The sequence below is a fragment of the Superficieibacter sp. 1612_C1 genome (assembly GCF_015234305.1).
In the GTDB taxonomy this organism is placed as follows: Bacteria; Pseudomonadota; Gammaproteobacteria; order Enterobacterales; family Enterobacteriaceae; genus Superficieibacter.
The window spans coordinates 687,714-711,609 of sequence record NZ_JADGMI010000002.1 but is presented as its reverse complement, the minus strand read 5'-3'; the positions used below and the strand labels follow the sequence as shown (position 1 = coordinate 711,609).

Annotated in this window: 24 protein-coding genes; 10 read left to right on the top strand and 14 right to left on the bottom strand. The window is 54.1% G+C overall.

Going from position 1 to position 23,896, the window contains the following annotated elements:
* Window positions 1–12: 12 nt before the first annotated feature.
* Both edd and zwf read right to left on the bottom strand, forming a co-directional pair.
* On the bottom strand, window positions 13–1,824 hold the full coding sequence (gene edd, locus INT84_RS09605) for a phosphogluconate dehydratase (protein WP_194206608.1): 1,812 nt from the start codon (window positions 1,822–1,824) through the stop codon (window positions 13–15).
* Between the two features lie 219 nt (window positions 1,825–2,043).
* Window positions 2,044–3,519 carry a glucose-6-phosphate dehydrogenase gene (gene zwf, locus INT84_RS09600; RefSeq protein ID WP_194206607.1) on the bottom strand — a complete coding sequence of 492 codons (1,476 nt, stop codon included), beginning with the start codon at window positions 3,517–3,519 and terminating at the stop codon, window positions 2,044–2,046.
* A gap of 356 nt (window positions 3,520–3,875) precedes the next feature.
* Here zwf and INT84_RS09595 point away from each other — a divergent pair, with 356 nt between their 5' ends.
* Both INT84_RS09595 and pyk read left to right on the top strand, forming a co-directional pair.
* Window positions 3,876–4,766 (top strand): MurR/RpiR family transcriptional regulator, encoded by an 891-nt coding sequence (locus INT84_RS09595; protein ID WP_176918875.1) that lies wholly within the window; start codon window positions 3,876–3,878, stop codon window positions 4,764–4,766.
* Between the two features lie 105 nt (window positions 4,767–4,871).
* Window positions 4,872–6,314, top strand: a complete 1,443-nt coding sequence (gene pyk / locus INT84_RS09590; RefSeq protein ID WP_176918876.1) for a pyruvate kinase — start codon at window positions 4,872–4,874, stop codon at window positions 6,312–6,314.
* Window positions 6,315–6,392: 78 nt separating this feature from the next.
* Here pyk and lpxM read toward each other — a convergent pair whose 3' ends face one another.
* From lpxM to znuA, 3 genes are all read right to left on the bottom strand, one after another.
* The gene (gene lpxM, locus INT84_RS09585; RefSeq protein ID WP_194206606.1) at window positions 6,393–7,367 is read right to left on the bottom strand and encodes a lauroyl-Kdo(2)-lipid IV(A) myristoyltransferase; all 975 of its coding nucleotides are present in this window, start codon (window positions 7,365–7,367) and stop codon (window positions 6,393–6,395) included.
* Window positions 7,368–7,486: 119 nt separating this feature from the next.
* The gene (gene mepM, locus INT84_RS09580; protein ID WP_194206605.1) at window positions 7,487–8,806 is read right to left on the bottom strand and encodes a murein DD-endopeptidase MepM; all 1,320 of its coding nucleotides are present in this window, start codon (window positions 8,804–8,806) and stop codon (window positions 7,487–7,489) included.
* 15 nt (window positions 8,807–8,821) lie between these two features.
* Window positions 8,822–9,766 (bottom strand): zinc ABC transporter substrate-binding protein ZnuA, encoded by a 945-nt coding sequence (gene znuA / locus INT84_RS09575; protein WP_194206839.1) that lies wholly within the window; start codon window positions 9,764–9,766, stop codon window positions 8,822–8,824.
* Between the two features lie 77 nt (window positions 9,767–9,843).
* On the opposite strand from znuA, the gene znuC reads away from it, so the two are divergent.
* Window positions 9,844–10,599, top strand: a complete 756-nt coding sequence (gene znuC, locus INT84_RS09570; protein WP_194206604.1) for a zinc ABC transporter ATP-binding protein ZnuC — start codon at window positions 9,844–9,846, stop codon at window positions 10,597–10,599.
* Complete coding sequence (gene znuB / locus INT84_RS09565) at window positions 10,596–11,381, top strand: zinc ABC transporter permease subunit ZnuB (protein ID WP_176918881.1); 786 nt, start codon at window positions 10,596–10,598, stop codon at window positions 11,379–11,381. Before znuC ends, znuB begins: the two co-directional genes overlap by 4 nt.
* A 73-nt stretch (window positions 11,382–11,454) precedes the next feature.
* Here znuB and ruvB read toward each other — a convergent pair whose 3' ends face one another.
* The 3 genes from ruvB to INT84_RS09550 form a co-directional block, all read right to left on the bottom strand.
* Complete coding sequence (ruvB, locus tag INT84_RS09560) at window positions 11,455–12,465, bottom strand: Holliday junction branch migration DNA helicase RuvB (RefSeq protein WP_176918882.1); 1,011 nt, start codon at window positions 12,463–12,465, stop codon at window positions 11,455–11,457.
* 8 nt (window positions 12,466–12,473) lie between these two features.
* Entirely contained in the window at window positions 12,474–13,085 is a 612-nt protein-coding gene (ruvA, locus tag INT84_RS09555) for a Holliday junction branch migration protein RuvA (RefSeq protein WP_176918883.1), read from the bottom strand.
* Between the two features lie 107 nt (window positions 13,086–13,192).
* Window positions 13,193–13,879, bottom strand: a complete 687-nt coding sequence (locus tag INT84_RS09550; protein ID WP_194206603.1) for a hypothetical protein — start codon at window positions 13,877–13,879, stop codon at window positions 13,193–13,195.
* 409 nt (window positions 13,880–14,288) lie between these two features.
* On the opposite strand from INT84_RS09550, the gene INT84_RS09545 reads away from it, so the two are divergent.
* Window positions 14,289–14,885, top strand: coding sequence for a YebB family permuted papain-like enzyme (locus tag INT84_RS09545; RefSeq protein ID WP_194206602.1), 597 nt, complete (start codon window positions 14,289–14,291; stop codon window positions 14,883–14,885).
* Window positions 14,886–15,006: 121 nt separating this feature from the next.
* Here INT84_RS09545 and ruvC read toward each other — a convergent pair whose 3' ends face one another.
* From ruvC to aspS, 4 genes are read right to left on the bottom strand one after another with little or no spacing between them, the layout of a single operon-like run.
* Window positions 15,007–15,528: a crossover junction endodeoxyribonuclease RuvC gene (ruvC, locus tag INT84_RS09540; RefSeq protein ID WP_194206601.1), complete on the bottom strand. Its 522-nt coding sequence runs from the start codon at window positions 15,526–15,528 to the stop codon at window positions 15,007–15,009.
* Between the two features lie 36 nt (window positions 15,529–15,564).
* Entirely contained in the window at window positions 15,565–16,305 is a 741-nt protein-coding gene (locus INT84_RS09535) for a YebC/PmpR family DNA-binding transcriptional regulator (RefSeq protein ID WP_176918889.1), read from the bottom strand.
* Between the two features lie 26 nt (window positions 16,306–16,331).
* Window positions 16,332–16,775, bottom strand: coding sequence for a dihydroneopterin triphosphate diphosphatase (nudB, locus tag INT84_RS09530; protein WP_228066012.1), 444 nt, complete (start codon window positions 16,773–16,775; stop codon window positions 16,332–16,334).
* 1 nt (window position 16,776) lies between these two features.
* Window positions 16,777–18,555 carry an aspartate--tRNA ligase gene (aspS, locus tag INT84_RS09525; protein ID WP_194206600.1) on the bottom strand — a complete coding sequence of 593 codons (1,779 nt, stop codon included), beginning with the start codon at window positions 18,553–18,555 and terminating at the stop codon, window positions 16,777–16,779.
* Between the two features lie 254 nt (window positions 18,556–18,809).
* On the opposite strand from aspS, the gene INT84_RS09520 reads away from it, so the two are divergent.
* The 5 genes from INT84_RS09520 to cmoB are packed head-to-tail and all read left to right on the top strand — an operon-like array spanning window position 18,810 to window position 22,391.
* A complete protein-coding gene (locus INT84_RS09520) occupies window positions 18,810–19,376 on the top strand; it encodes a hydrolase (RefSeq protein WP_194206599.1) in 567 nt (188 codons plus the stop codon).
* The gene (locus INT84_RS09515) at window positions 19,373–20,191 is read left to right on the top strand and encodes a DUF72 domain-containing protein (RefSeq protein WP_194206598.1); all 819 of its coding nucleotides are present in this window, start codon (window positions 19,373–19,375) and stop codon (window positions 20,189–20,191) included. The genes INT84_RS09520 and INT84_RS09515 overlap by 4 nt, the downstream gene beginning before the upstream one ends.
* A gap of 52 nt (window positions 20,192–20,243) precedes the next feature.
* Window positions 20,244–20,639, top strand: coding sequence for an MAPEG family protein (locus tag INT84_RS09510; RefSeq protein WP_194206597.1), 396 nt, complete (start codon window positions 20,244–20,246; stop codon window positions 20,637–20,639).
* Window positions 20,640–20,679: 40 nt separating this feature from the next.
* Window positions 20,680–21,423: a carboxy-S-adenosyl-L-methionine synthase CmoA gene (cmoA, locus tag INT84_RS09505; protein WP_194206596.1), complete on the top strand. Its 744-nt coding sequence runs from the start codon at window positions 20,680–20,682 to the stop codon at window positions 21,421–21,423.
* A complete protein-coding gene (cmoB, locus tag INT84_RS09500; RefSeq protein ID WP_194206595.1) occupies window positions 21,420–22,391 on the top strand; it encodes a tRNA 5-methoxyuridine(34)/uridine 5-oxyacetic acid(34) synthase CmoB in 972 nt (323 codons plus the stop codon). Before cmoA ends, cmoB begins: the two co-directional genes overlap by 4 nt.
* Window positions 22,392–22,472: 81 nt before the next feature.
* Here the strand turns inward: cmoB and cutC are convergent, their stop codons facing one another.
* Window positions 22,473–23,222 carry a copper homeostasis protein CutC gene (gene cutC / locus INT84_RS09495; RefSeq protein WP_194206594.1) on the bottom strand — a complete coding sequence of 250 codons (750 nt, stop codon included), beginning with the start codon at window positions 23,220–23,222 and terminating at the stop codon, window positions 22,473–22,475.
* A gap of 10 nt (window positions 23,223–23,232) precedes the next feature.
* Window positions 23,233–23,871: a DUF2238 domain-containing protein gene (locus tag INT84_RS09490; protein ID WP_194206593.1), complete on the bottom strand. Its 639-nt coding sequence runs from the start codon at window positions 23,869–23,871 to the stop codon at window positions 23,233–23,235.
* Between the last annotated feature and the right edge of the window lie 25 nt (window positions 23,872–23,896).

Below are 23,896 nucleotides of genomic sequence, written 5' to 3'. Positions count from 1 at the left end.
AAATTTGTCATCTTAAAAAGTGATGCAGGTTGCACCCTGTTCGGCACCGGATAGCTTCTCACGCAGTGCACTAAACAGTTCACGCCCCGTCCCCACACGCAGTGCGCTCAGGTCAGGAATATGCGGCTGTCGGCTCGCAAGTTCCTGTTCATCGACCAGCAGCGTCAGCTCGCCCGTCTGCCCGTTCACGCGGATCATGTCGCCATCACACACTTTCGCCAGCAGTCCGCCGTCATACGCTTCCGGCGTAACATGAATGGCTGAAGGCACTTTACCCGACGCGCCAGAAAGGCGGCCATCGGTCACTAACGCAATTTTGAAACAGCGGTCCAATAATACACCAAGTGGCGGCATAAGTTTATGTAATTCTGGCATGCCGTTCGCTTTCGGTCCCTGATGGCGAACCACCACCACGCAATCTTTATCCAGGAGGCCGGCTTCAAAAGCAGGCAGCACATCATGCTGGCTTTCGAAAACCACGGCTGGCGCTTCAATGACCTGATTTTCAACCGGCACCGCCGACGTTTTCATCACCGCACGCCCCAGATTGCCGCTCATCACTTTCGTGCCGCCATGCTGAGAAAAAGGCTTATCAATGGAGGCAATAATGCTGGCATCCAGCGAAGCCTCTGCGCCTTCCCGCCATTCCAGCTTACCCTCGTTAAGCCACGGCTCCAGCGTATAGCGAGAAAGTCCAAAGCCCGCGACGGTGTTGACATCCTCATGCAGCAAACCGCCTTTCAGCAGTTCGCGGACCAGCACCGGCACGCCACCTGCGGCCTGGAAGTGATTAATATCTGCCGGACCGTTAGGATACAACCGCGCCATCAGCGGCACGATGGCAGAAAGATCGGAGAAGTCATCCCAGTTAATGAGAATGCCTGCCGCCCGCGCCATCGCCACCAGATGCATCGTATGGTTCGTCGAGCCGCCTGTCGCCAGCAGCGCCACGATCCCGTTAACTACCACTTTTTCGTCGATCATCTTACCGAGCGGCATGTATTCCGTGCCGTTGCTGGTCAGACGCGTCACCTGCCGCGCGGCCGCAGAGGTTAATGCCTCACGCAGCGGAGCATCGGGTTGAATGAAAGAGGAGCCGGGTAATTGCATCCCCATAAACTCAATCACCATCTGATTGGTGTTCGCCGTACCGTAAAAGGTACAGGTGCCTGGCGCATGATAGGACGCAGCCTCTGACTCCAGCAGCGCCATCCGGTCAACCTTACCTTCGGCATAAAGCTGGCGGATCCTGACTTTTTCTTTATTTGGCAGGCCGCTGGCCATCGGTCCCGAGGGGATAAACACCGATGGCAGGTGACCAAAAGAGAGCGCGGCCATCGCCAGACCGGGAACAATTTTGTCGCATACGCCAAGCCACAGCGCCCCGTCAAACATGTTATGCGATAGCCCTACCGCCGCTGACATGGCAATCACTTCACGGCTCAACAAGGAGAGTTCCATCCCGTCCTGCCCCTGCGTGACGCCGTCACACATTGCCGGTACACCGCCCGCCACCTGCCCGACCGCGTTTGCCTCGTGCAGCGCCTTGCGCAGAATCTCCGGGTAGTGTTCATAGGGCTGATGTGCTGACAGCATATCGTTATAGGAGGTGATGATGGCAATGTTATTGCGCAGCATACTTTTTAAGGACGCTTTGTCATCCGGCTGGCAGGCGGCAAAACCATGTGCCAGGTTGCCGCAGGCCAGCGTTGAACGTTGCACGGTACTGCTTTTGGCCGCTTCAATGCGAGCGAGGTAGCCCGAGCGGGTCTCATGTGAACGTTCAACAATTCGTTTTGTTACCCGTAACAAATCAGGATTCATAAAAGCCCCTTAATATTTAATCTTGTTAGCGGCACCGTAAGCGGATCTTCACTACGTGATAAATAGCGTATCGGCAGGGTTTGCGCAGCTCAGAGGTAAATTACTGGGAGTAGTGTAATAAAAAAAGCCCTGCGGGGAAATCCACGCAGGGCTTAAATGTTCGAAAATTACGCGACAATCTGAGTTAGATCATGTTACCGGTAAAATAACCCACAAGGATTATTCGAACTCGTTCCATGAACGACCATCGCGGGTGATCATCGCGACCGAAGCAACCGGTCCCCAGGTGCCCGCCTGATACGGTTTTGGTGCATCCTGATCGGCAGCCCAGGCTTCGGTAATAGAATCCACCCATTTCCACGCCTCTTCCACTTCGTCACGACGCACAAACAGCGCCTGAATGCCACGCATGGTTTCCAGCAGCAGGCGTTCATACGCGTCCGCCAGATGCGTCTCGTTGAAGGTTTCGGAATAGCTCAGGTCAAGCTTGGTGGTTTGCAGGTTGTGCTTGTGATCCAGGCCCGGTACTTTGTTGAGGATCTGGATATCGACCCCTTCGTCCGGTTGCAGACGAATAGTCAGCTTGTTCTGCGGCAGCTCCTGCCACGACTCTTTGAATAAATTGAGTTCCGGATTTTTAAAATAGACCACCACTTCAGAACATTTGGTCGGCAGACGTTTACCGGTACGCAGATAGAACGGCACGCCTGCCCAACGCCAGTTGTCGAGGTCGACGCGGATCGCCACAAATGTTTCCGTATGGCTGGATTTATTCGCGCCCTCTTCTTCCAGATAACCCGGCACTTTTTTACCCTGTGCGAATCCGGCAGTGTATTGACCACGCACCGTTTTTTCGCGCACGTTGGTACGGTCAATGCGGCGCAGTGACTTCAGCACCTTCACTTTTTCATCACGAATGCTGTCCGCGCTCAAATCGGCTGGCGGAGACATCGCAATCATGCACAGAATTTGCAGCAGGTGGTTCTGGATCATATCGCGCATCTGACCGGCCTGGTCAAAGTAACCCCAGCGGCCTTCAATCCCCACCTCTTCCGCCACGGTAATTTCAACGTGGTCGATGGTGCGATTATCCCAGTTATTTACAAAGAGCGAGTTGGCAAAGCGCAGCGCCAGCAGGTTAAGTACCGTCTCTTTACCGAGGTAATGGTCAATACGATAGACCTGGCACTCTTCGAAATACTCACCGACCTGGTCGTTGATATCGCGGGAGGTTTCCAGCGAGGTACCCAGCGGCTTCTCCATCACCACGCGCGCCGGTTTCGCATTTAACTTCGCCTTGCCCAGCCCTTTACAGATGGCACCAAAGGTATCCGGCGGCATAGCAAAGTAGTTAATCGTGACGCGATTTTCCTGATCCAGCATTTTCCCCAGACGGGAAAAAGCCGCCGTATCATTGACATCCAATGTGCAGAAATCCAGACGGGCGCTGAGCTTATCCCACAGGCCCTCATCGATTTTTTCTTTCATGAAGGTTTCCAGCGCCTCACGGACAACGCTGGTATAAGCTTTTTTATCCCAGTCCGCCCGTCCTACGCCCAGAATACGGGTGTCATCATGAATTTGGCCTGCTTTTTCGAGCTGATACAGGGAAGGCAGCAATTTGCGACGTGCCAAATCACCTTTCGCCCCGAATATGACCAAATCACATGCATGAGCCGTTTGCGTTACCGCCATGTCATTCTCCTCAATTGGACATCCTGGTACTTATGCCAGGTCTTACTTGTAATTTTCTTACGCTGCACTGTACTGTGTTTACGAAACTACTGAAACCCTCGGCCCCGGCGAGCGCCTGTAAAAGGCATAATTGGGAAAACGCGCGGGCTGCATTTAGGCATCTCCCTCATTTTCCTGTTACTTTTGCCCGGAATTGTGTGCCTGAAATCCGACCGCGATCATGTAATGAAAAAAAACAACACCATTTTGCCGTCCTTCTCCACCCTTCTCGATGTCACCGGAGTATATTCTTGCTCAAACGCACGACAATTCTACTTATTAAGCGATCCTTTATCACCGTGAGCGCACTGTAAATAATGAATATGCTGGAAAAAATTCAGTCTCAACTGGAACACCTTAGCAAATCCGAGCGTAAAGTGGCGGAAGTTATTCTCACCGCCCCTGCCCAGGCCATCCATTCCAGCATCGCGGCGCTGGCGGTGGAAGCCGGCGTCAGTGAGCCGACCGTCAACCGCTTCTGTCGCAGCATGGAGACCCGCGGCTTTCCCGATTTTAAACTGCATCTTGCGCAAAGCCTTGCCAACGGAACGCCCTATGTGAATCGCAATGTGGATGAAGATGACAGCGTCGAGGCCTATACCGGGAAAATATTTGAATCGGCGATGGCGAGCCTCGATCATGTGCGTCAGTCTCTGGATATGGCGGCCGTCAACCGCGCCGTCGATCTTCTGACCCAGGCAAAAAAAATTGCCTTCTTTGGGCTGGGTTCCTCCGCCGCCGTCGCCCATGACGCGATGAATAAATTTTTCCGCTTTAACGTCCCGGTCGTCTATACCGACGACATTGTTCTGCAACGCATGAGCTGTATGAATTGTAGCGATGATGACGTTGTAGTGTTGATTTCACATACGGGTCGCACCAAAACGCTGGTCGAACTGGCACAGCTGGCGCGTGAGAATGACGCCATGGTCATTGCGATCACCTCTCCGGGGACACCGCTTGCCCATGAAGCAACCCTGGCTATCACCCTTGACGTACCGGAAGATACCGACATTTATATGCCTATGGTTTCCCGATTGGCGCAATTGACCGTCATTGACGTGCTGGCTACCGGATTTACCTTGCGTCGTGGGGCAAAATTCAGAGATAACTTGAAGCGTGTCAAAGAAGCGTTAAAAGAATCGCGTTTTGATAAAGCACTACACACTTATGGGGATCTCCCCAGGAAAACGATAACAAAGCTGTAACTTATTGCGTCATTCGGTTAAGTTCTTGCAGTGTTGTTTAAACGCAGAACCGCCGAATTCCTGTTCAGGCAACACCAAAAATTGATTCAGTCAACGGAGTATTACATGTCCAGAAGGCTTCGCAGAACCAAAATTGTTACCACGTTAGGCCCGGCTACCGATCGCGATAATAACCTCGAAAAAGTTATTGCCGCCGGTGCTAACGTTGTGCGCATGAATTTCTCGCACGGCACCCCGGAAGACCATAAATTACGTGCCGATAAGGTTCGTGAAATTGCTGCCAAACTTGGCCGTCATGTTGCGATTCTCGGTGACTTACAGGGCCCTAAAATTCGCGTGTCGACGTTTAAAGAGGGGAAAGTGTTCCTCAATATCGGGGACAAATTCCTGCTGGATGCCAATCTGGGCAAAGGCGAAGGCGATAAGGAAAAAGTGGGCATCGACTATAAGGGCTTGCCTTCTGACGTGGTGCCAGGTGACATCCTGCTGCTCGACGATGGTCGTGTGCAACTGAAGGTGCTGGAAGTCCAGGGGCTGAAAGTCTTTACCGAAGTGACCGTGGGTGGCCCACTGTCCAATAACAAAGGCATCAACAAACTGGGTGGCGGACTGTCCGCCGAAGCGCTGACCGAAAAAGATAAAGCCGATATCGTCACCGCAGCGCAAATTGGCGTGGATTATCTGGCCGTCTCCTTCCCGCGCTGCGGCGAAGATCTGAACTATGCCCGCCGTCTGGCACGTGATGCAGGCTGCGATGCGAAAATCGTTTCCAAAGTAGAACGTGCGGAAGCGGTAGCAACTCAGGATGCAATGGACGACATTATTCTTGCCTCCGACGTGGTGATGGTTGCCCGTGGCGACCTGGGCGTCGAAATCGGCGACCCGGAACTGGTTGGCATCCAGAAAGCGTTAATCCGCCGTGCCCGTCAGTTGAACCGCGCGGTGATCACCGCGACACAGATGATGGAGTCGATGATCACCAACCCAATGCCGACCCGCGCGGAAGTGATGGACGTGGCAAACGCCGTACTGGATGGCACCGACGCCGTGATGCTGTCTGCGGAAACCGCTGCCGGGCAATATCCGTCAGAAACCGTCGCTGCGATGGCGCGTGTCTGCCTGGGCGCGGAAAAAATCCCGAGTATCAACGTCTCTAAACACCGCCTGGACATTGAATTCGATAACGTTGAAGAAGCGATCGCCATGTCGGCAATGTATGCTGCCAACCACACCAAAGGCGTAACGGCAATTATCACCATGACCGAATCGGGCCGCACCGCGCTGATGACCTCACGTATCAGCTCTGGCCTGCCGATTTTCGCCATGTCCCGTCACGAACGCACGCTAAACCTGACCGCGCTGTATCGCGGCGTCACGCCGGTCTATTTTGACAGCGCCAATGACGGCGTTGTCGCCGCTACCGACGCGGTTAATCTGCTGCGTGATAAAGGCTATCTGGTGTCAGGCGATCTGGTGATCGTGACCCAGGGCGACGTAATGAGCACCATTGGTACGACGAATACGACGCGTATTTTGACGGTGCAGTAAGCAACGTTGTGTGACTCAGACCCGGCGGCATTGCGCCGGGTCTTTCCCATAAAAAAGGCCTCATCAGAGGCCCTTTTTCTATTTCTTCTTCGGATACAACTCCCGGCGTCGGTATGGCTCAGTCTCGCCAGGTTTACGCGTCTTCAGCAGTTTTAAAAGCCAGGTATATTGCTCCGGGTTTGGCTCCACCAGCTTTTCCACCTCTTCATTCATCCGCCGGGCGATAGTGCAATCGTCAGCGGTCAGCAGGTCATCCATCGGCGGACGCACATGGACGGTGAGGCAGTGCGTTTTACTGTCATAGACCGGGAACAGCGGCACGACGCGCGCCTTACACACTTTCATCAAACGCCCTACTGCGGGCAACGTTGCTTTATAGGTGCCAAAGAAATCGACGAATTCGCTCTGTTCCGGGCCGTGGTCCTGATCGGGGAGGTAATAGCCCCAATACCCATTGCGGATAGAGTGGATAAAGGGTTTGATGCCATCGTTACGCGGATGTAAGCGGCCACCAAAACGCAGCCGGACCTTGTTCCAGACATAATCAAAGACGGGATTCCCCTGATTATGAAACATGGCAGCGACCTGCTGCCCTTGCGACGCCATCAGCATCGCCGGGATATCTACGCCCCAGCCGTGCGGTACCAGTAAAATGACTTTTTCATTGTTGAGACGCATCTCATCAATGATCTCCTTCCCCTGCCAACGGATACGATCCTGAACCTTTTTTTCTTTACGCAGCGCCAGTTCAGCCATTAGCACCATCGCCTGCGGCGCGGTAGCGTACATTTCGTCAATAATCGCTTCACGCTGCTGTTCGCTCTTTTCAGGGAAGCAGTAAAGCAGGTTAATCTGCGCACGGCGGCGGGCGCTCTTACCCAGCTTTCCTGCCAGACGTCCCAGCTTGCCTAACAGCGGATCGCGGAAGGCAGGTGGCGTCAGGGCGATACCTGCAAAGGCAAAAATGCCCAGCCAGGCTCCCCAGTAGCGCGGGTGCAGAAAGCGTTTCTCATAGGTTGGAATAAATTCACTATTGTTTTTCTTAGGTTCCATGCAAGTTCCGGTCTGAGCAGAGTGACGTCAGAAATAATGTCTTAGTGTAGCGAGGCTGTGGATGACGCACAAAAGAAAAAGCCGGTGCGCTGAGGTCACCGGCTTTACATGACTGCTTTTTAATCAAAACGCAGTTGTGGCATGACCTCTTTAACCTGCGCCAGGTAATCGGTACGATCTTTGCCCGTCAGACCCTCGGTGCGCGGCAGCTTCGCCGTCAACGGGTTAACCGCCTGCTGGTTGATCCATACTTCATAGTGCAGGTGTGGACCGGTAGAGCGTCCGGTATTGCCGGAAAGCGCGATACGATCGCCACGTTTTACCTTCTGACCCGGTTTTACCAGCAGTTTACGCAGGTGCATATAGCGGGTGGTATAGGTGCGACCATGACGGATCGCCACATAATACCCTGCCGCCCCGCTGCGTTTTGCCACCACGACTTCACCGTCGCCGACGGCGAGAACTGGCGTCCCCTGCGGCATCGCAAAATCGACGCCACGATGCGGTGCAATGCGCCCCGTCACAGGATTCAGGCGACGCGGATTAAAGTTGGAAGATACGCGGAACTGACGTGACGTCGGGAAGCGCAGGAAGCCCTTCGCAAGCCCGGTACCGGTACGGTCATAGAACTTACCGTCTTCTGCGCGGAAAGCGTAATAGTCTTTGCCATCAAGGCTTAAACGGACGCCAAGAAGCTGGCTTTGTTCGGCTTTTCCGTCCAGCATTTCACGCGACATCAGAACGGCAAACTTATCGCCTTTCTTCATTTTGCGGAAATCCATCTGCCACTGCATCGCTTTTACTACCGAACTCACTTCGGCGCTACTGAGCCCTGCCTCTTTAGCGCTGGCAATAAAGCCCGAGCCGACGGTGCCTTTCAGGCTACTGTTAACCCAGTCGCCCTGCTGCAACTCGCTGCTCATTTTAAAGCCGTTGGCGGTGCGATCGTACGTGCGGGTTTCGCGGCGGGACATTTCCCAGGTCAGACGTTGTAAATCGCCGTCAGCCGTCAGCGTCCAGGAGAGCTGTTGGCCGATTTTTAAATTCCGCAGCTCTTTATCAGAGGCGGCGAGCTGGGTGATATCCCCCATATCAATACCGTACTGATTTAACACGCTGCTCAGGGTATCGCCGGTGGAAACCACGTATTCATGGACGCCGGATTCGTTACCGATTTTATCGTCCAGCTCATCCTGCGGGATGGCTTCATCTTCCTGCGGTGCCTGATCGATAGGTTCACTGGCTTCGGGAAGCAGCGACCTGACCTCATTTTTCTCCAGCTCGATAACTTTAACAATCGGCGCAGATTGAGGATGGTAGACGTAGGGTCGCCAGACGGCGACCGCTAAAGTGAGAACAGTAAGCGACCCCAGCATGACGCGATGAGGTCGGGGCAGATTATTAAATGCCAGGGCGACAGAGCGGGCTATCTGTTGCACGTATTCACTTCCTCGTTAATCTCCTTTCAGGCAGCTCGCATACTGATTCGCAAGCTGGGTCAGGAACTGGCTATAGCTCTCTTTACCCAACTTGATACTGGTGCCAAGAGGATCCAGCGTTCCCATTCGAACGGAGGTTCCCCGGGCGACAGCTTCAACGACCGCTGGCCTGAACTGTGGCTCAGCAAAAACGCAGGTTGCTTTTTGCTCAACCAACTGTGTTCTGATTTCATGTAAACGCTGAGCACCGGGTTGAATTTCGGGGTTCACGGTAAAATGGCCAAGCGGGGTCAGCCCATAATGTTTTTCGTAATAACCATAGGCGTCATGGAATACGAAATAACCTTTACCCTTCAACGGTGCCAGCTCAGTACCCACCTGCTTATCGGTAGCGGCGAGTTGCGCCTCGAATGCTTGCAGATTGGCGTCAAGTTTGGCTCGACTTTGCGGCATAAGTTCCACTAATTTTTCATGGATTGCAACCGCACTGGCCTGGGCAATCTCCGGGGACAACCATAGATGCATGTTATAATCCCCGTGATGGTGATGATGGTCACTATTTTCACCATCATCATGATCGTGATCGTGCTCATCGCCATCATCGTCGGACCCTTTTTGCAGCAGCGGCTTCACCTTTGCCAGATCGGCAATAGTGACTTTTTTTGCCTCCGCCGTGCCCTGAACGGACTTAGTCATAAACGCTTCCATGTCCGGCCCAATCCAGACCACTAAGTCCGCGTTTTGTAAGCGTTTTACATCCGAAGGCCGCAGAGAATAGTCGTGCTCGGAGGCACCATCTGGCAGTAAAACTTGCGTGTCTGTTACACCATCAGCGATGGCCGAGGCGATGAAACCCAGTGGTTTAATCGAAGCGACTACCGCAGCATCAGCATGATGTGCTGTGCTACCCCAAAGTGCTACTGATAAAGCAGCGAAAAGAAACGTATTTTTATGTAACATAATGCGACTTATAATCGTAATGGATAGGTGAAATGTGATATTATAACATTCATCATCTTGTGCAACCTTTAATTGAAATGACAAATCTAATCACCCTGGAAAAGGTCTCGCTCTCTTTCGGGCAGCGCCGCGTGCTGGCGGATGTCTCCCTGCAATTGAAAAGTGGGAAGATCTTAACGCTGCTTGGCCCTAACGGGGCAGGTAAGTCCACGCTGGTACGCGTCGTACTAGGGCTGGTAGCACCCGACAGTGGTGTCATCAAGCGAGACGGCAAGCTGCGTATTGGCTACGTGCCACAAAAATTACACCTTGATGCGACCCTGCCGCTGACCGTTAGCCGGTTTATGCGTTTGCGTCCGGGTACCCACAAAGATGATATTTTGCCTGCGCTCAAACGCGTTCAGGCCGCTCATCTGATCGATGCGGCAATGCAAAAACTGTCTGGCGGTGAGACACAGCGCGTGTTGCTGGCCCGCGCCCTGCTCAATCGCCCGCAACTGCTGGTCCTTGATGAACCGACGCAGGGCGTGGACGTCAACGGCCAGGTGGCTCTTTACGATCTCATCGATCAGCTGCGACGCGAGCTGGATTGTGCCGTGTTGATGGTGTCGCACGACCTGCATCTGGTGATGGCAAAAACCGATGAAGTGCTGTGCCTTAATCAGCACATTTGCTGCTCAGGAACGCCGGAAGTGGTGTCATTGCACCCGGAATTTATTTCAATGTTCGGGCAGCGCGGAGCCGAACAGCTCGGCATCTATCGCCATCATCATAATCACCGCCACGATTTACAGGGCCGTATTGTACTGCGCCGGGGAAATGGACACTCATGATTGAACTTTTACTGCCCGGCTGGCTGGCCGGAATTATGCTGGCCTGCGCCGCCGGTCCACTGGGATCGTTTGTTGTCTGGCGTCGAATGTCCTATTTTGGCGATACGCTGGCCCACGCCTCATTGCTTGGCGTGGCGTTTGGCCTGCTGCTGGATGTGAATCCGTTTTATGCCGTGATCGTGGTGACGCTGTTACTGGCGGCGGGTCTGGTGTGGCTGGAAAAGCGTCCGCATCTGGCGGTCGATACGCTGCTCGGCATTATGGCCCACAGCGCGCTTTCACTGGGCCTTGTAGTGGTCAGCCTGATGTCGAATATTCGCGTTGATTTGATGGCTTATCTGTTTGGCGATCTGCTGGCGGTGACGCCGGACGATCTTATCGCTATCGCTGTGGGTGTCGCAGTGGTGCTGGGAATTTTGCTCTGGCAGTGGCGCAATCTGCTGTCGATGACCATCAGTCCGGATCTGGCGTTTGTTGACGGCGTGAAGCTACAGCGGGTTAAACTGCTGCTGATGCTGGTGACGGCGCTGACCATTGGCGTGGCGATGAAGTTCGTCGGGGCGTTGATAATCACCTCACTGCTGATTATCCCGGCGGCGACCGCGCGTCGTTTTGCCCGCACGCCGGAACAGATGGCTGGGGTGGCCGTTGGCGTGGGGATGATTGCCGTGACCGGCGGTTTAACCTTTTCGGCTTTCTATGATACGCCTGCGGGGCCGTCGGTGGTGCTGTGCGCCGCGTTGCTGTTTGTGTTTAGCATGATGAAGAAAACGGCGCAGTAACACTCTCCCTCTTCCCCGGTGGCGCTACGCTTACCGGGGCTACGATAGGGTGGCCGGATAAGATGAAACCGCCTTACGGCATTTGCGGTGGCGTAATGCCGAAGTGATCCCACGCCCGCACCGTTGCCATCCGACCGCGCGGCGTGCGCTGTAAAAAGCCCTGCTGGATCAAATACGGCTCCAGCACATCTTCGATAGTTTCACGCTCTTCGCCGATGGCTGCCGCCAGATTGTCCAGCCCCACCGGGCCGCCGAAGAACTTGTCCAGCACCGCCAGCAGCAGCTTACGGTCCATATAGTCAAAGCCTTCCGCATCAACGTTCAGCATATCCAGCGCCTGTGCGGCGATTTCCGCCGAAATAGTGCCGTCATGGCGTACTTCAGAAAAGTCGCGCACGCGTCTGAGCAGACGGTTGGCGATACGCGGCGTACCGCGCGCCCGGCGGGCCACTTCCAGCGCCCCCTCCTCGCTCATCTCAAGCCCCATGAACCGCGCACTTCGACCCACGATATATTGCAGGTCCGGCACCTGATAAAACTCCAGACGCTGCACAATACCAAAGCGGTCACGCAGTGGTGATGTCAGAGAACCGGCGCGGGTGGTCGCGCCAATCAGCGTAAACGGCGGCAGATCGATTTTAATCGAGCGCGCGGCAGGCCCTTCGCCGATCATGATATCAAGCTGATAATCTTCCATTGCCGGATAGAGCACTTCCTCCACCACCGGCGACAGGCGATGAATCTCATCAATAAACAGCACGTCGTGCGGCTCAAGATTGGTCAACATCGCGGCCAGATCGCCCGCTTTCTCCAGCACCGGGCCGGAAGTGGTACGCAGGTTAACGCCCATTTCGTTAGCGACAATATTTGCCAGCGTCGTTTTCCCTAAGCCCGGAGGCCCAAAAATCAGCAGGTGATCAAGCGCTTCGCTACGCAGCTTTGCCGCCTGGATAAAAATCTCCATTTGCGAACGCACCTGCGGCTGTCCGATATACTCTTCCAGCAATTTAGGACGAATAGCGCGATCTGCAACGTCTTCAACCAGGGTATTGCCTGCTGAAATCAGGCGATCTGCTTCTATCATTGTTTACCTCATAGAGCCGCGCGCAGCGCTTCGCGGATCAATGTTTCGCTGCTGGCATCCGGACGAGCAATTTTGCTCACCATTCGGCTGGCTTCCTGAGGTTTATAACCCAGCGCCACCAGCGCAGCAACGGCTTCCTGCTCTGCATCGTCAGTCGCCGGGCTTGCCGGAGAGGTCAATACCAAATCTGCCGCCGGGGTGAACAGATCGCCGTGCAGTCCTTTAAAGCGGTCTTTCATCTCGACAATCAGGCGCTCAGCGGTTTTCTTACCAATGCCCGGCAATTTCACCAGCGCCGCCGGATCTTCACGCTCAACAGCATTAACAAACTGCTGCGCCGACATACCGGAGAGGATCGCCAGCGCCAGCTTCGGTCCGACGCCGTTGGTTTTGATCAGCTCTTTAAACAGGGTCCGTTCCTGTTTGTTATTGAAGCCGTACAGGAGCTGAGCATCTTCGCGCACCACAAAATGCGTGAAAACGATGGCTTCCTGCCCGGCGTCCGGCAGTTCGTAGAAGCAGGTCATCGGCATATGCACTTCATAGCCTACGCCGCCCGTCTCCAGCAGCACGATCGGGGGTTGTTTTTCGAGAATAATGCCTCTGAGTCTGCCTATCACGTGACGCTCCTGCGTTGATGGCTCACAATGTCAGCGTGTATCATACAAAAAAGGCTGGATAGATATCCAGCCGAAAAACAGGTTATTGCCATTTTTGTTCAGTTCACTCACAGCCCGAGTTTCCTGCGCCCTTTTCGGCTTCGTACATGATAATTGGCGCATTTTATCATCACTTTTTTACCGCCTGAAACGACGGCTTCGAGCGTTGTGTTGCTGGCACGCAGACGATAGTGGCCCTTACGGATAAACCGCATGGCATCTTCTGCATCGCTCGTTTCGAATAACAGGTGAAGAGACTTATTATAAATACGATAGAGTTGCGGTTTTTCTGGTCCGGGAAAACGTCGCTGTTTAAATTTATGCAACAACACAATCAAAAAAATAAAGCCGAGGATAGCCCATACCGTAATGACCCCAGGCAGGCGACTGACGTTAAAGAAAATATTCTTACAGGGTTTGCCAATCTGCGGTTTTTCCGGGACGACATTGACACATTCAACGGCTGAAGGCTTCTCGCGTTCATCTTCTGCATGATAGACATAGTCTTTATTCTGGCTACGCCAGGTGATGTCGTAATCATAAAGTGCAGAGCAGTCTTCCCTTCCACGAAAATGAGTACAGGTATCCGTCATTCGACGCTCGGCGCTGCTGATATAGCGCACGTTTGACACAATCCCATCAACGGTTGTGCTATGACGATGGTACTGGTATTCGGTGAAGACGGTATAACCGCTATAGCCGGTAAACATCAGCAATAAAATCAAAAATGTTTTTTTCAGGACACTGACGTTCATACTGCCTATGCTGCTCCAGGGTTATACTGTGGAGGTATAGTTTTACATCATCATCAAAACATAACAATGTGTTAGTTAAAAATCCACTTACCCTCTGGAGACAACTGCCAGCGCCGTCTGGGCGTATAAAATCAGCACGTTGATCTCTGTGGCAAGGCATTATTGCTTAACTAACCAGGCGATATACCTTATTTCAAAAGAAAGGCAAAAATAAATAATCATGATAAATCATACGACGTTAAATATTTCAAACACTCCTGACAGCAATTAAAAGATGCATTCATCTTATTTCTATATGCAGATATAAAGTCCAACTATTGTAATAGTTGAAAGTTTATTTAATCATATTACTCTCTCGCATTTTCAGACAGACGTTTGCTTTCAAATTATCAGTTCAGGGAATGACAAAATGAATATCAATTACCCAGCCAAATATGAAACCGGCGATATCGTTTTTACCTGTATTGGCACCGCGTTATTCGGGCAAATTTCAACCGCGTCGCGCTGCTGGAGTAATCACGTTGGCATTATTATTGGGCACAACGGTGAGGATTATCTGGTTGCCGAGAGTCGGGTCCCGCTCTCGACCGTTACCACCCTCTCCCGCTTTATTCAGCGCTCCGCAGAACAGCGTTACGCCATACGTCGGTTACAGGGCGGGCTGTCGGAAGAGCAAAAGCAGTTAATTGTGGAACAGGTACCTTCGCGTCTGCATAAGCTCTATCACACCGGCTTTAAATACGACTCATCGCGTCAGTTTTGCTCGAAGTTTGTGTTCGATATTTATAAAGAGGCGCTATGCACGCCGGTTGGCAATATTGAAACCTTTGGGCAACTGCTGCGCAGCAATCCTGATGCAAAGCTGACGTTCTGGAAATTCTGGTTTTTGGGGACAATTCCGTGGGAGCGGAAGACGGTCACGCCCGCCAGCCTGTGGCACTATCCAAATCTGGATCTCATTTATGATAGCCGCATGCAACAGCGCACTCCTGAAGACGCCTTATAATATACAGGCGGGCCACGCCCGCCCGTTATTACTGGCTAACCGGAATTTATTCTACGTCCGCAATTAATTGTCCTGGCTGACTCAAAGACCAGTCGATCACTTTTTTAATAGCAACCTGATATTAGCGCAACCTTCCCCGCGCCAGATTCAGCCGCGATTCGCTCATTTGCATCGCGTTCTGGGTGACATGGCAATGCGTGATGGCAATGGCCAGCGCATCCGCCGCATCCGCCTGCGGATTAGCCGGCAGCTTCAGCAGCGTGCGCACCATATGCTGTACCTGACTTTTTTCCGCGCTGCCGATGCCAACCACGGTCTGCTTGACCTGACGCGCCGCATATTCAAACACCGGTAAATCCTGATTCACCGCCGCGACGATCGCCACGCCCCGCGCCTGCCCAAGCTTAAGCGCAGAGTCAGCATTTTTGGCCATAAAGACCTGCTCAATGGCAAAAAAATCCGGCTGGAACTGGGTGATAATTTCCGACACGCCTGCGTAAATCAGCTTCAGGCGTGACGGCAAATCATCGACTTTGGTGCGGATGCATCCGCTGCCCAGATAGGTTAACTGCCTGCCCACCTGGCGGATCACGCCGTAGCCGGTAATGCGCGAGCCGGGGTCAATACCGAGAATAATCGACACGCTATGCCCTCTGCCCGCAGGCGTTTAACAGCGCCATTACAGGGTCGCCGCCACCTCATCAGAGATGTCGCCGTTGTGGTAGACTTCCTGCACGTCGTCGCAGTCTTCCAGCATGTCGATCAGGCGCAGCAGTTTCGGCGCAGTCTCGGCATCCATGTCAGCTTTGGTAGACGGGATCATGGAGACTTCTGCTTCGTCCGCTTTAAAACCTGCTGCTTCCAGCGCATCACGCACGGCACCCATCTCTTCCCAGGCGGTATAGACGTCAATGGCACCATCGTCGAAGGTGACAACATCTTCAGCACCCGCTTCCAGCGCAGCTTCCATGATGGCATCTTCATCACCAGAGGCAAAAGAGATCACGCCTTTTTTGCTGAACAGATAGGCCACGGAACCATCGGTGCCCAGGTTACCGCCGGTTTTGCTGAAGGCATGACGCACTTCGGCAACGGTACGGTTACGGTTATCGGACAGGCATTCTATCATCACCGCCGTGCCGCCAGGACCGTAACCTTCATAAATGATGGTTTCCATGTTCGCGCCTTCGTCACCGCCCACGCCACGTGCGATGGCTCGGTTGAGGGTGTCACGCGTCATGTTGTTGGACAACGCTTTATCAATCGCCGCGCGCAGACGCGGGTTTGAGCCAGCATCACCGCCGCCCAGACGGGCTGCCGTCACCAGTTCACGAATGATTTTGGTGAAAATTTTACCGCGCTTGGAATCCTGTGCCGCCTTGCGGTGTTTGGTGTTGGCCCATTTACTATGACCTGCCATAAATCTTTCTCCACGAAACCGCCTCTTCAGGCGGTATGAATAATAAATTCTTCAATTGCCTGCCGGTTACTCCACGACTTGGTTAATGCAGCCGCAGCGGGCGCATCAAGCCAGCGGTAGGTCAGATGTTCGGTAAAAACAATCTGCCTTTCGTGGGGCAGCGCAAGACAGAACCAGGATTCCGTATTGCGCTCAATACCCGGCGCGTAGCGATGACGTAAATGACTAAAAATTTCAAACTCCACCGTGCGCTGACAGTCGAGTAAGGTCAGTTGCTCGGCGGCAACATCAATGGTGACCTCTTCATTTACTTCACGCACAGCGGCCTGCCACGCGGTTTCTCCCTCTTCCAGGCTGCCGGTTACCGACTGCCAGAAATCGGGATCGTCGCGTCGCTGCAACATCAGCACCCGTTTCGTATCCTGCGCGTAAATCACCACAAGGACAGAAACGGGACGCTTATAGCGCATATTACTTATTCTCCGGTGACTCTTTCTTGATCACGTCGATACCCAGCTCGGTCAGCGCAGCCTGATTGGCGAAACTTGGCGCTTCGGTCATCAGACAGGCGGCAGCGGTGGTTTTCGGGAACGCGATAACGTCACGGATGTTGTCGGTACCGGTCAGCAGCATGGTCAGACGATCCAGACCAAATGCCAGACCCGCGTGCGGCGGTGTACCGTATTTCAGGGCGTCCAGCAGGAAGCCGAATTTTTCGCGCTGCTCCTGCTCGTTAATGCCCAAAATGCCGAACACAGTTTGCTGCATGTCGCCGCGGTGAATACGCACGGAACCACCGCCCACTTCATAGCCGTTGATGACCATATCGTAAGCGTTCGCCACCGCGTCTTCCGGTGCGGCTTTCAGTTCGTCAGCCGTCATGTCTTTCGGCGAGGTGAACGGGTGATGCATCGCCGTCAGGCCGCCTTCGCCGTCATCTTCAAACATCGGGAAGTCGATAACCCACAGCGGAGCCCATTTGCTCTCGTCGGTCAGGTTCAGATCTTTACCCAGTTTGAGACGCAGCGCGCCCAGCGCGTCGGCAACCACTTTCTTGTTGTCGGCACCGAAGAAAATCATATCGCCGTCCTGTGCGCCGGTACGTTCCAGAATCGCGTCAACAATCTCAGCATTCAGGAACTTGGCGACCGGGCTGTTGATACCTTCCAGACCTTTTGCGCGTTCGGTCACTTTGATATACGCCAGGCCTTTCGCACCGTAGATCTTGATGAAGTTGCCGTAGTCGTCAATCTGCTTACGGCTGAGCGTTGCACCGCCCGGTACACGCAGCGCGGCAACGCGACCTTTGGCATCATTAGCCGGGCCGGCAAAGACGGCAAACTCAACGTTTTTCAGCAGGTCGGCAACGTCGACCAGTTCCATCGGGTTACGCAGATCCGGTTTATCAGAACCGTAACGACGTTCGGCTTCAGCAAAGGTCATTACCGGGAAGTCGCCCAGATCCACGCCTTTTACGTCCTGCCACAGACCGCGCACCAGAGCTTCCATCACTTCACGCACCTGCGGCGCGGTCATGAAGGAGGTTTCCACGTCGATCTGAGTGAATTCCGGCTGACGGTCAGCACGCAAGTCTTCATCGCGGAAGCACTTAACGATCTGATAGTAGCGGTCAAAGCCGGACATCATCAGCAGCTGTTTGAACAACTGCGGAGACTGCGGCAGCGCGTAGAACTTACCTTTATGGACGCGCGAAGGCACCAGGTAGTCGCGCGCGCCTTCCGGCGTGGCTTTGGTCAGCATCGGGGTTTCGATGTCGAGGAAACCGTGGTCGTCCATAAAGCGGCGCACCAGGCTGGTAATTCTGGCGCGGGTTTTCAGGCGCTGCGCCATTTCCGGGCGACGTAAATCGAGGTAGCGGTACTTCAGACGCGCTTCTTCGGTATTCACGTGATTGGAGTCGAGCGGCAGCGATTCTGAACGGTTGATGATGGTCAGATCGGTGGCAAACACTTCCACTTCACCGGTCGCCATCTCTTTGTTGGTGTTTTTTTCGTCGCGCGCACGCACGGTGCCCGTGATCTGAATGCAGAACTCATTACGCAGTTCAGAGGCCAGCTTAAAAGCCTCGTCACGATCCGGATCGAAGAAAACCTGAACGATGCCTTCGCGGTCGCGCATATCAATGAAGATAAGGCTGCCAAGATCACGACGACGGTTGACCCAACCACACAGAGTCACCTGCTGCCCCACGTGGGACAGTCGAAGCTGTCCGCAATATTCTGTACGCATGAGATATCCCTTAACTTAGCCGCAGGCTGGTTGTCGCCTGCCGTGCAGGCAATACTGTCGCAGCTTTAGCTGAATGTCACAACTGGATGAAAAAAGGGGGCTATTATACTGGAATTTCTGCCTCGCGATAAGTCCGATACGTACCGGAAGCGCGTTTGCTGCGCGGTTATTGCGTATTCTCACAAAAATTAACAAAATTTGGCGCGCTGACCGCGTAGGATTAACGGCTCACGTCATAAATTATGGGGAAGAACATGCTGGAATTGAACGCGAAAAAAACGGCGCTGGTGGTGATTGATTTGCAGGAAGGTATTCTGCCGTTCGCGGGAGGCCCTTACGCGGCTGACCAGGTGGTAGAACGCGCCGCGCGGCTGGCGGCAAAATGTCGTGAACAGGGTTCTCCTGTCGTGCTGGTGCGCGTCGGCTGGTCCGCTGATTTTGCCGAAGCGCTAAAACAACCGGTTGATGCGCAAGCGGGCGGCGGCGCGCTGCCGGACAACTGGTGGCAGTATCCCGCCGCCCTCGGCAAACAGCACGGTGATATTGAAGTCACTAAACGCCAGTGGGGCGCGTTTTACGGCACCGATCTGGAGCTACAACTGCGCCGTCGCGGAATTGAGACTATTATTCTTTGTGGTATCTCCACCAATATCGGCGTGGAATCCACCGCCCGTAACGCCTGGGAACTGGGCTTTAATCTGGTGGTGGTCGAAGATGCCTGTAGCGCCGCGAGTGCCGAACAGCACCAGGGCAGCATGAGCCATATTTTCCCGCGCATTGGCCGAGTGCGCAACACTGAGGATGTTCTTAACGCCCTATGATTTACATCGGTCTGCCGCAGTGGTCGCACCCGAAATGGGGGCGACTGGGAATTACCAGCCTCGAAGATTATGCCCGCCATTTTAACTGCGTGGAGGGCAATACCACGCTCTACGCGCTGCCTAAAGCGGAGATCGTTCAGCGCTGGCGCGAGCAGACCCATGATAACTTTCGCTTCTGCTTTAAATTCCCGGCCACCATCTCTCATCAGGGGGCGCTGCGCCACTGCGACGATCTGACCGATGAGTTTTTACACCGTATGTCGCCGCTGGCAGATCGCATCGGCCAATACTGGCTTCAGCTCCCGGCAACCTTTGGCCCGCAGGATCTCCCGGCGCTGTGGCATTTTCTTGATACTCTGCCTGCGGCCTTTACCTATGGCGTCGAGGTACGACATCCGGAATTCTTTGCCAAAGGGGATGCCGAGCAGCAATTTAATCGGGGACTTCATGAGCGCGGCGTCAACCGCGTGATCCTCGACAGCCGTCCGGTACACAGCGCCCTTCCCCACAGCGAGGCGGTGATTAAGGCGCAAAATATGAAGCCTAAAGTGCCGGTTCACGCGGTAGTAACCGCCAGCAACCCGATGGTGAGATTTATCGGCAGCGACGATATGGTGCAAAATCAGGCGCTTTTTGCAGGCTGGCTGAAATTACTCCCGCAGTGGGAAGAAACCACAACGCCGTGGCTTTTTCTGCATACTCCTGACATTGCTCATGCCCCGGAACTGGTCGATACGCTATGGCCTGCCTTACGGGCAGCGCTACCCACTCTGGGCGACGCGCCCGCCATCCCACAGCAATCTTCTCTTTTCTGATGGCAGCGCCTGGCTTAGACTGTGCGGCAAGCCTGCCTGAAAGGAAATGTGTATGGTAAGCGCGCTATATGCCGTACTGGGTGCGTTGTTATTGATCAAGTTTTCGTTTGATGTTGCACGGCTGCGTATGCAGTATCGCGTTTCCTATGGTGACGGCGGATTTAGCGAACTGCAAAGCGCCATCCGCATTCAGAGTAATGCGCTGGAATACATTCCCATCGCGCTGGTGCTGCTGCTGTTCATGGAAATGAACGGCGCAGAAACGTGGATGGTCCACGTCTGCGGCCTGCTACTGCTGGCAGGACGCCTGATGCATTATTACGGCCTGCACCAGCGGCTGGGTCGCTGGAAACGTTCAGGCCTGAGCGCCACATGGTGCTCGCTGTTGCTAATGGTGCTGGCGAATCTCTGGTATATGCCGTGGGAGTTGGTTTTCACCCTCCATTAGCGCACAATACGCCACTTTTTTTATTTTAGGTTTTAACGTTATGTCTGATCGCGACACGCTTTTTTCTGCGCCTATCGCCAGCCTCGGTGACTGGACCTTTGATGAACGGGTAGCCGAAGTCTTCCCGGATATGATCCAGCGCTCGGTTCCCGGTTACTCTAATATCATTTCGATGATCGGTATGCTCGCTGAACGTTTCGTCCAGCCGCAGACGCAGGTGTACGATCTGGGCTGTTCGCTCGGGGCTGCCACGCTCTCTATTCGCCGTAATATCGCGCATGAAGGCTGCCAGATTATCGCGATTGATAACTCGCCCGCGATGATTGAGCGTTGCCGTCGTCATCTTGACGCGTATAAAGCGCCCACGCCTGTTAATGTCATTGAGGGCGATATCCGCGACGTCAGGATTGAAAATGCCTCAATGGTAGTGCTGAATTTTACCCTGCAATTTTTGGCTCCCCCTGAGCGACAGGCGTTGCTGGACAAAATTTATCAGGGGCTGAATCCCGGCGGCGCGCTGGTGCTGTCGGAAAAATTCAGTTTCGAAGATGCGACCGTCGGCGAACTGCTGTTCAATATGCACCATGACTTTAAACGCGCTAACGGCTACAGCGAACTGGAAATCAGCCAGAAGCGCAGCATGCTGGAAAACGTGATGCTCACCGACTCGGTGGAAGCGCATAAAGCGCGTCTGCACCAGGCGGGTTTTGAGCACAGCGAACTGTGGTTCCAGTGCTTTAACTTTGGTTCGCTGGTGGCACTGAAAGCCGGGGTTGCAGCATGATTGAGTTTGGAAGCTTCTATCAGCAAATCGCCAAAGGCCCGCTGGCGCACTGGCTGGAAACGCTGCCTGCGCAAATCGCCAGCTGGCAGCGCGAATCGCAGCACGGGTTGTTCAAGCAGTGGACCAACGCCGTTGAATTCCTGCCGGAGCTGTCTCCCTATCGTCTCGACCTGCTGCACAGCGTCACTGCCGAAAGCGAAACACCGCTCAGTCAGGGTCAGTTGACGCGCATTGAAACTCTGCTGCGTAATCTGATGCCGTGGCGTAAAGGTCCGTTCTCGCTTTATGGCGTGGATATCGATACCGAATGGCGCTCCGACTGGAAGTGGGATCGCGTTCTGCCGCACCTTTCCGATCTCAGCGGACGTACCATTCTCGATGTCGGCTGCGGCAGCGGTTATCACCTGTGGCGGATGATTGGTGCGGGCGCGCAGATGGCGGTGGGTATCGATCCGACGCATCTGTTCCTCTGCCAGTTTGAAGCGGTGCGTAAACTGCTGGGCGATGACCGACGCGCGCATCTGTTGCCGCTGGGGATTGAGCAGCTTCCGGCGCTCAACGCCTTTGATACCGTCTTTTCGATGGGCGTCCTGTATCACCGCCGCTCGCCGCTGGAGCACCTGTGGCAGCTTAAAGATCAACTGGTCAAAGATGGCGAGCTGGTACTGGAAACGCTGGTGGTGGAAGGCGATGAAAATACCGTGCTGGTGCCGGGCGATCGCTACGCGCAAATGCGCAACGTCTATTTTATTCCTTCCGCCCTGGCGCTGAAAAACTGGCTGGAAAAATGCGGTTTTGTTGACGTACGCATCGCCGATGTTTCGGTAACGACCACTGAAGAGCAGCGACGTACCGACTGGATGATCACCGAGTCGCTGGCCGACTTCCTCGATCCGAATGACAGTCAAAAAACGGTCGAAGGATACCCCGCTCCCCTGCGCGCGGTGCTGATTGCCCGCAAGCCCTGAAGATAAAAAAAGGCCCCTGTAAATGCAGGGGCCTGGTACAAGCAAGCATCATATGGGCGACATGATGCGCGGTAAAAATCGTTAATGCTGTTGGCTGAAACGCGTGATAATCGCTTTCATCTCTGCCACCGATTCTCCGTTGACGGCGTAACGCTGATATTCGTCCGCGTTCGGGTCCGTCGACATGGATAATCCAGGATTACGGTAGCGCATTGTGGAGGGGATCCATCCGCCAGCGGAGCTGTGGACCTCTTTAACACCTGCGTTGAGAAACGTTTCGAGATTGCCAGCGCGAACGCCGGATCCGGCCATAATAATTGGAACACGGGAACGGGCAATAAGTTCCGCAATTAATGAAACTCCTTTTTCCGCGTTAGCCTGTTGACCAGACGTCAGGATGCGCGCGACCCCAATTTTGTTAAGGTTATCAAAAGCCTGAACAGGATCGGCACACATATCAAATGCCCGATGAAAAGTGACGGCGAGATTGCCTGCCGCCGCCATTATTTGTGCCATCCGGGGTAAATCGACATTGCCGTCTTCATCCAGCACGCCGATCACCAGCCCGGGAAAACCCAGTTCACGGACGGTACGGACATCCTCCAGCATGGTGGCAAACTCGCCGTCGCTGTAGCAAAAGTCGCCGCCACGCGGCCGAATAATGGGATGTACCGGGACGCTCACCTGCTGGCGGACCGATTTCAGCACCCCGTATGAGGGCGTCAAGCCCCCTTCCAGCGGTGCGGCACAAAGTTCGATGCGATCCGCGCCGTGTTGCTGGGCGGCAAGCGCACACTCCAGGCTGTAACAGCAAATTTCCAGTAGCGCCATACGTTCTCCTTTAGTCCTTTACGGGTGTAAGTAAGCGGTAGTGCAGAAGCTGGCGCGTATGCCAGCCTGCTAAAATCAGCACCGTCGTCAGCGCGCCGAGTAGCGCACAAAACATATCTGACTGGGTATCCCACGGATCGCCCTGGGTACCGAGAAAATCATCCGCGCCCTGCCCCATCGCCAGCGCGGCCCACCATTCAATCAGCTCGTAGGTGGCGCTGATTGCCAGCGCAATGCAGCAGACGATAAACGCCAGCATTTTCTTGCCGCGGATAATCTGCCCACGCAGCAGGATCTCCCGCGCCGCCAGCGCCGGAACCAGCCCCTGAAAAAAGTGCCCGAGTTTATCGTAAGGGTTACGGCTCAGGCCAAACCACGCCTGAACGTCGAAACCAATCGGCACCTTCGCGTAGGTATACATTCCACCGACAATCAGGATGATGGCGTGGAAAAAAATAAGGACATAAAGCAGCGGCGTCAGCGGATAGCGCCGCTGCGTCAGGAGCAATAGCGGTATAACGATAATGACCGGCGTCACTTCCATCAGCCATGTCGCACCATCGTGGGTCGCCACGCCGGTATAAACCAGGATAAGCAGCAGGATCAGCACGCCGGTTTTCATCATCAGCGGAGTTAACGTCGGAGTCATTTGGGTTCCATCAGTGGAAAAAGAG